The organism is Pseudomonas sp. G5(2012), from assembly GCF_000408945.1.
Lineage (GTDB): Bacteria > Pseudomonadota > Gammaproteobacteria > Pseudomonadales > Pseudomonadaceae > Aquipseudomonas > Aquipseudomonas umsongensis.
Map to the genome: position 1 here is coordinate 163,028 of NZ_APIO01000009.1, position 7,080 is coordinate 170,107.

At 59.7% G+C, this 7,080-nt stretch carries 4 protein-coding genes; 1 reads left to right on the forward strand and 3 read right to left on the reverse strand.

The genetic code is table 11. From position 1 onward, the window contains the following. Nucleotides 1–341: 341 nt before the first annotated feature. From PG5_RS04385 to PG5_RS04395, 3 genes are read right to left on the reverse strand one after another with little or no spacing between them, the layout of a single operon-like run. Complete coding sequence (locus PG5_RS04385) at nt 342–1,709, reverse strand: HlyD family type I secretion periplasmic adaptor subunit (protein WP_020795875.1); 1,368 nt, start codon at nt 1,707–1,709, stop codon at nt 342–344. Beyond that, nucleotides 1,699–3,855, reverse strand: a complete 2,157-nt coding sequence (locus tag PG5_RS04390; protein ID WP_020795876.1) for a type I secretion system permease/ATPase — start codon at nt 3,853–3,855, stop codon at nt 1,699–1,701. Before PG5_RS04390 ends, PG5_RS04385 begins: the two co-directional genes overlap by 11 nt. A gap of 41 nt (nt 3,856–3,896) precedes the next feature. Beyond that, nucleotides 3,897–5,249, reverse strand: coding sequence for a TolC family outer membrane protein (locus tag PG5_RS04395; protein WP_020795877.1), 1,353 nt, complete (start codon nt 5,247–5,249; stop codon nt 3,897–3,899). A gap of 356 nt (nt 5,250–5,605) precedes the next feature. On the opposite strand from PG5_RS04395, the gene PG5_RS04400 reads away from it, so the two are divergent. Continuing rightward, nucleotides 5,606–7,080, forward strand: a 1,475-nt coding sequence (locus PG5_RS04400; RefSeq protein ID WP_042955234.1) for a retention module-containing protein, incomplete at its 3' end; no start/stop codon positions are given.

The following is a 7,080-nucleotide window of genomic DNA, read 5'->3' on the forward strand; positions in this document are numbered from 1 at the left end:
AAATCACTCCCACGCACGGCGCGCTCAAAGGCGCGCGCGTCGATCAGAAACTCACGGAGGTCCCGTGTTGGTTCGTGTCGTGCGGCGCGCCGATTGGTCGGCAGGTACGCAGGAGAGTGACTTTATAGATATAAGAATTGAAATTTAAATACCGTTAACGAATAACGATATGGCTTTTGAGATGCCGCTCCTTTGTAGGAGCCGGCTTGCCGGCAAAGGCGGTCTTGAATCTTGTAATAGCCTTGCGGCCCCTTCGCTGGCAAGCCAGCTCCTACAAGGGACCGCGTGATCCGGTGGGAGCTGGCTTGCCAGCGAAGAGGCCAATCAGCCGTACCAACGAATCACCGCTCGTGCAATGCCTCGGCGCGAGCCCGGATGATCGGTTTGAGCAGGTAACTCAGAACGGTCTTCTTGCCTGTGATGATATCCACCGACGCCACCATGCCCGGAATGATCAACAGGGGCTTTTCATCCGTCCCCAGGTGGCTGCGCTCCGTGCGCAGCTTGATGACGTAGTAGGTGGTCTTCTTGTCTTCGTCGGTGATGGTGTCCGCGCCGATCTGCTCGAGCCTGGCCTTGAGCCCACCGTAGATGGTGTAGTCATAGGCGGTGAATTTCACTGTCGCCTCCTGACCAGGGTGCAGGAAGGCGATATCTTGTGGGCGGATCTTGGCTTCCACCAGCAAGGTATCGTCCAGCGGAACGATTTCCACCAGGTCACTGCCTGGCTGAATCACACCCCCGATGGTGTTCACCAGAAGCTTGTTGACGATGCCGCGCATCGGCGATGTGACCATTGTCCGGCTCACGCGATCCTCCAGCGCCTTGCCGGTGGCCTGGGCCTTGTTCAGGTCAGTGCGCGCTTCATTGAGCTGGGTCAGTGCCTCGCTGCGGAATTTTCCACGGGTCTCTTCGATCTTGCGCGCCACTTCCTTGATCGCCGACTCCGCACGCGGGATCGCCAGGGTGGTGGCATCCAGTTGCCCGCGGGTTTCAACCTCGGCGCGCTTGAGTCGCAGTACTTCCACGGGCGAAACGGCACCCTGGGCCACCAGCGGCTCGGACATGTTGATTTCCTGGCGCTGCAACCCCAGCGCAGTGCGGTACTGGGACTGTTTGGAGGTAAATTCGCGCAGTTCTTGCTGACGCTGGATCAACTGCTCCTGCAAACCGCCGATTTCATCCTGCAGTTGCTGGCGACGGCTGATGTACAGGGATTCTTCGCTCGCGGCCTGACCGGGAACCGCTTTCAAGACGTCAGACGGAAAATTCAGCGGACGGTCATCGACTTCAGCACTCAAGCGTTCCACCCGAAGCAACATCGATAGCCGGTCGGCTTCGGTTTCGCCGACGTTAGAGGCGAACCGCGTATCGTCCAGGCGGATCAGTGGCGCGCCGGCCTCGACGATCTGCCCCTCACTGACGAACAACTCGGCGACGATACCGCCCTCAAGGTTCTGGATCTTTTGAATCTTGGAGGAAGGAATCGCCTTGCCGTCGCCCTTGGTCACTTCGTCAATGACCGCAAAGTTGGCCCAGAGCATCAGGAAGACGAAGAAGGCGATAATTGTCCAGATGGTCAGCCGCACCACGCGCGGGGCGTCTTCGATAAGCGCCTTGTTGACCTCGGGCAGAGGCTGGTCCCTAAGCGAGTCGGAACCTTTGAAGTAACGGCGGATGGAGCCTTTGAGGCCGGACTTAAGCAACACTGATCTGCCCCTTCTTCAACGCTTCCATCACGACGGCTTTCGGGCCATCGGCGAGTATCTGCCCACGGTCGATGACGATCAGGCGATCGACCAGCGACAGCAGCGAAGCACGGTGCGTCACCAGCACCACGGTCTTGTTTTCAACCACCGCGGCGAGCCGTTGCTTGAGGCGTTCTTCGCCGGTGTTGTCCATGGCGCTGGTTGGCTCATCGAGCAGCAGGACCGGCGGGTTGAGCAGCAATGCACGGGCCAGGGCCACGTTCTGGCGCTGACCGCCGGACAGGTTCTGCCCTCGCTCACCGACTTGCAGTTCGTAGCCCTGCGGGTGCAAGCGGGCGAACTCATGAACGCCTGCCAGTTCAGCGGCTTGCAGCACCATTTCGTCTTCTACATAGCGTGCACCCGAGACCAGGTTGTCGCGCAGCGTACCGGCGAGTAGCTGGATATCCTGAGGCACGTAGCCAATGTTGTGGCGCAGTTCGCTGACGTCGATCTGACGGATGTCCACACCGTCAACCAACAGCGCACCTTCATCGGGCTGATAAAGGCCCACGACCAGCTTGGCCAGGGAGCTCTTGCCCGAGCCGCTGCGACCGATGATGCCGATCTTCTCGCCCGGCTTGATCGTGAGATTGATGTTTTTCAGCGCCGGGTTTTGCTGGTCCGGGTAGGTGAAATTCAGCTGGCGGCATTCGATGGCACCTTGCAGCACCTTGCGGCTCAAGGGGCGTTCTTCGAAATTACGCTCCTGGGGCAATTCCATCATCTGGTCGACCGAGGTCATGGTGACACGCGCCTGCTGGTAGCGTGTCAGCAGGCCGGACAACGACGCCAGCGGGCTGAGTGCGCGACCGCTGAGCATGTAGCAGGCAATCAGGCCACCCATGCTCAGGTTGCCGGCGATGATCTGGTACACACCAAAGACGATCATGATCACGCCGGCCAGTTGCTGGATCAGCAAGGTGATATTCATCGCCAGGCCAGACAGCATTTTCACCCGCAACTCAAGGCGACTGAGGGTACCGATGGTTTGCTCCCACTGATACTGGCGCTCGCTCTCAGCGTTGTTGACCTTCACCGCGTCAAGCCCTGCAAGGGTCTCGATCAGGCTCGACTGCCGCTCGGCGCCGAGCGCCATGGTGCGCTCCATGGTGGCCACCAGGGGTTTCTGCAAGGCATAGCCGATCAGCAAGGCAATCGGGAACGCCAACACCGGAATCCACACCAGGTGTCCGCCCAGAATGGCGATGACCAGGAAGATCAGCAGCGTAAAAGGCAGGTCGATCAGGCTGGTCAGGGTCAGCGACGCAAGAAAATCGCGCAGGCTCTGGAACTCATGGATGTTCTGGGCAAAGCTGCCGACGCGCGCCGGACGGTACTTCATGGCCATGCCGACGATGCGCTCGAACAACGTCGCCGAGATGATCAGGTCGGTTTTCTTGCCCGCCAGGTCCAGGCAGAGGCTGCGCAGGCTCTTGAGGATCAGGTCGAATATGTAGGCACCGGTGATGCCGATGGCCAGTACCCACAGGGTCGATTCGGCCTGGTTCGGCACCACGCGATCGTAGACGTTCATCACGAACAATGGCGCGGCCATGGCGATGATGTTGATCAGGAAGCTGGCGGCGATGGCATCGGCGTAAAGCCAGCGCGAACGCATGAGGGTGTCGCGAAACCATGAGCGCGCCCGGGGAATCAGGGTGCCGTGATTGACGTCGAATTTATGCTGGGGTTGAGCAAAGAACACCTTGCCGCTGTAGTCGTCGTTCAGCAGCTCGCGACTGACCAGGCTCTCGCCGCCGTCACTTTCACTGAGCAACAACCGGGCCTGGTCGTCGCCTTGCCAGCCAAGCAGCACGGCACTGCGACCGTCCTTGAGCAGCAACAGTGCCGGCATCGCGATCGCCGGGATCTGGTCCAGCTTGCGCACCAGCACCCGCCCTTGCAAACCGGCGCGCGCCGCTGCGCGTGGCAACAATTCGACGCTCAGGCGTTGCTTGGGTAACGGCAGGCCCGTGGTCAACATCGCCGCGCTGGCGGGCTTTTGATGCAACGTACAAAGGCTCAGCAAGCCGTCCAGCAAAGGATCGTCATGCAACGCGCGTGGGTCATGAATGAGATGAACTCGACTGGCTTCTGATTCCACGCTCGGCACTCTTGGCTAACGGATGAACAATAAGATCCTGCTCAGTTCATACCGGGCAGCTGGACCTTTGGCTTTACATCGTTCTGCACGACGGATGCCAACGGTGCGACCACTCCCTGGCTCTTGAGCAACTCGCCCATGGTCGCCTTGATTCGATACTGAGTAAATAACTGAATGTTCTTGATCTCCGCCAAACGGCGCGAAGCGTTGAACAACTCGTTTTCACTGTCGAGCAAGTCCAGCAGGGTTCGCTCACCGAGGCTGAACTGGCGCTGATAGGCCGTGCGCACGCTGGTGCTATGGTCCACGTATTGCTGGGCGATGGGCACCTGGGCATTGGCGTTGTTCTGCGCGTTCCACGCCAGGCCCAGCTCTTCGTTCAATTGACGCAACGCGTTGTTGCGAATATCCAGCGCCTGGTTGGACAGGTAGGACTTCGATTCCATGTCGGCCTTGTTGCTGCCGCCGGCATACAGGTTGAAACGCATGCGCAGCATGGCCTGCCATTCGTTGTTGTGGCCGTTCTGGCCATCGATGTCATTGTCGGCGGAACGACCGAGCTCGGCATCGAAACGAGGGTAGAAGCTCGACTTGGCGGCTTCATACTGTTTTTCCGCTGCCGCGATATCGGACTCGGCGGAGCGCAGGATCGGGCTGTTTTCCAGCATCTGCGCACGGGCTTCGTTCAGGCTGGCCGGCAACAGCGCCAGGAACGGGGCGGGACGTTCCAGCTGGTCTGGCATCTGCCCGACAGCACTGAGGAAGTTGGTCTCGGCATCGGCCAGATTGGTTTGTTCGGTAATCAGGTTGTTGCGCGCCTGAGCCATGCGCGCCTCAGCCTGGTCCAGGTCCGCACCGCTGCCGACACCGCGCTGGGTGCGCAACTGGATCTGGTCGTAAATCCGTTGATGGCTCTTGAGGTTCTCTTCAGCCAGGCGCACGAATTCGCGCCGCGTCAGCACGTCCAGGTACACCTGTGCCACGGTGAGAGCGGTTCGCTCCGAAGTGCCCAACAGGGAGTAGGCGCGAGCATTCACGGTGGCTTGTTGACGCCCCACTTCGCTGGACGTTGCATAACCGTCAAACACCATTTGCGAGAGGCGCAAGTTCGACTCGCTGCGGTTCAAGGTTTCCCAGTGGTTGTTGCTGCCAGCACCTCGAGTGGTGACGCTGTCAGTGCCTTCACGACCATAACCGCCCAGCAGGTCGACCCGTGGCAGGTATCCCCCCTGGGCCGCTTTTAACTGATAATCCGCAGCCAATCGACTGTTAACACCTGCCTGGATCTCCGGATGGACTTCCAGCGCCTGTTGCATGGCCTGCGGAAGGGTCTGAGCCTGAACAAAACTGGCGACAACGACGAAGGGTAAAGCCTTGAACAGGTGCAAACGCATAGTTGGAATTTCCCGGGGAATGCTTGTCTTGAATCACTGCAGAAAGCGGCGCTGCATCGGATGATGGCAACCGGAATGGCCGTATGTCGGAAAGTCAAAATTCAGAATTGGGTCACATCCTGTGAGGCAGTCATCGCTTGAATATCAATGTGACATTACTGGGACGATTGTTTAGGATGCCCACAGGAAGGTCAATAGTTTGGCATAAAGTTAATAGCGAAAGAATATAGTCAATAAATTGACCTTCCATCGCGTCAATATTTCATTCAAGTAGTTTTAAAAGCACGGCCAGACTGATCAGGCGATTGTCTCTCAGGTCATGGAAGTCAACTGAACGTGTCACCGGAGAGTCTTCAATGAGCAGCGTTGTGGCCATCGTCAAAAACATTGTTGGTCAAGTTTTCGTGGTGTCCCCGGAGGGCATCCGCCGTGTGCTCGTTGAAGGCGACCGCCTGTATGTCGGCGACCAGGTAGACACGGGCGCGGCCGGGGCCGTTACGCTCGAGTTGGCGGATGGCCGGACTTTGGATCTGGGCCGCGATACTCAGTGGAGCGGCAGCGCTCCGGACTCCAGCACCGACCTGGCAGCAGCCACAGCACAGGCCGCGCCCTCCGTTGAAGAACTGCAGCAAGCCATCGCTGCTGGCGCCGACCCGACCAAGGATCTTGAACCGACCGCGGCCGGCCCAGCGGCGGCAGGCACTGGCGGCGCGGCTGGCGGTGGCCATAGTTTCGTGATGCTGGACGCCACCGCTGGCCGTGTAGACCCAACCATTGGTTTCCCGACTGAAGGCCTCGATTCCGCGGCGCAGGTCACCCTGGAGACCCCGGGCGGCCAGTCGACCAACAACAATGCGAATGCCAATGACCCGCTCCAGTCGACACTGAGCCTGAGCGCCACCCCGACAATCACCGAGGCCGGCGGCGTACTGGTCTACACCGCGACCCTGAGCCAGGCGCCCCTGACCGACCTGACCGTTACGCTGTCCAATGGTGCAGTGATCATCGTCGCCGCCGGTCAAATCACCGGCACCGTGAACGTTCCGCTCGCGCCGAACGACACCGTTTATAAAGATGCGACCCAGATCTCGGTCACTGTCACCGGCATCACCGGTGGCGCAATAGTGGTCATTCCTCCAACGGTTCCAGCCGTGACTCAGGTCACCGACACCGTCGACACCACCGGCCTGACGCTTACCGCGACCGGCGCCGTGGTCGAAGGTGGGTCGATCACCTACACCGCCACCTTGACCAACCCGGCTGGCACGCCGGTGACCGTGACCTTGAGCAATGGCTCGGTCATCACCATCGAAGCGGGCAAGACCACGGGTACCGTGGTCGTTGAAACCCCGGCCAATGATGTTTACGTGAATGGCAGCACGGTCAGCACCACGATTACTGGTGCTACCGGCGGCAATTTTGAGAACCTGGTGCCCAGCACCACGCCAGCCGTGACCACCATCACCGATTCGCCAGACACCACTGGGGTTTCGCTCACCGCGACCGGCGCTGTGGTCGAAGGTGGGTCGATCACCTACACCGCCACCTTGACCAACCCGGCCGGCACACCGGTGACCGTGACCTTGAGCAATGGCTCGGTCATTACCATCGAAGCGGGCAAGACTACGGGTACCGTGGTCGTTGAGACACCGGCCAATGATGTGTACGTGAATGGCAGTACGGTCAGCACCACGATTACTGGTGCTACCGGCGGTAATTTTGAGAACCTGGTGCCCAGCACCACGCCTGCCGTGACCACCATCACCGATTCGCCAGATACTACCGGCCTGACGCTCACCGCGACCGGCGCCGTGGTCGAAGGTGGGTCGAT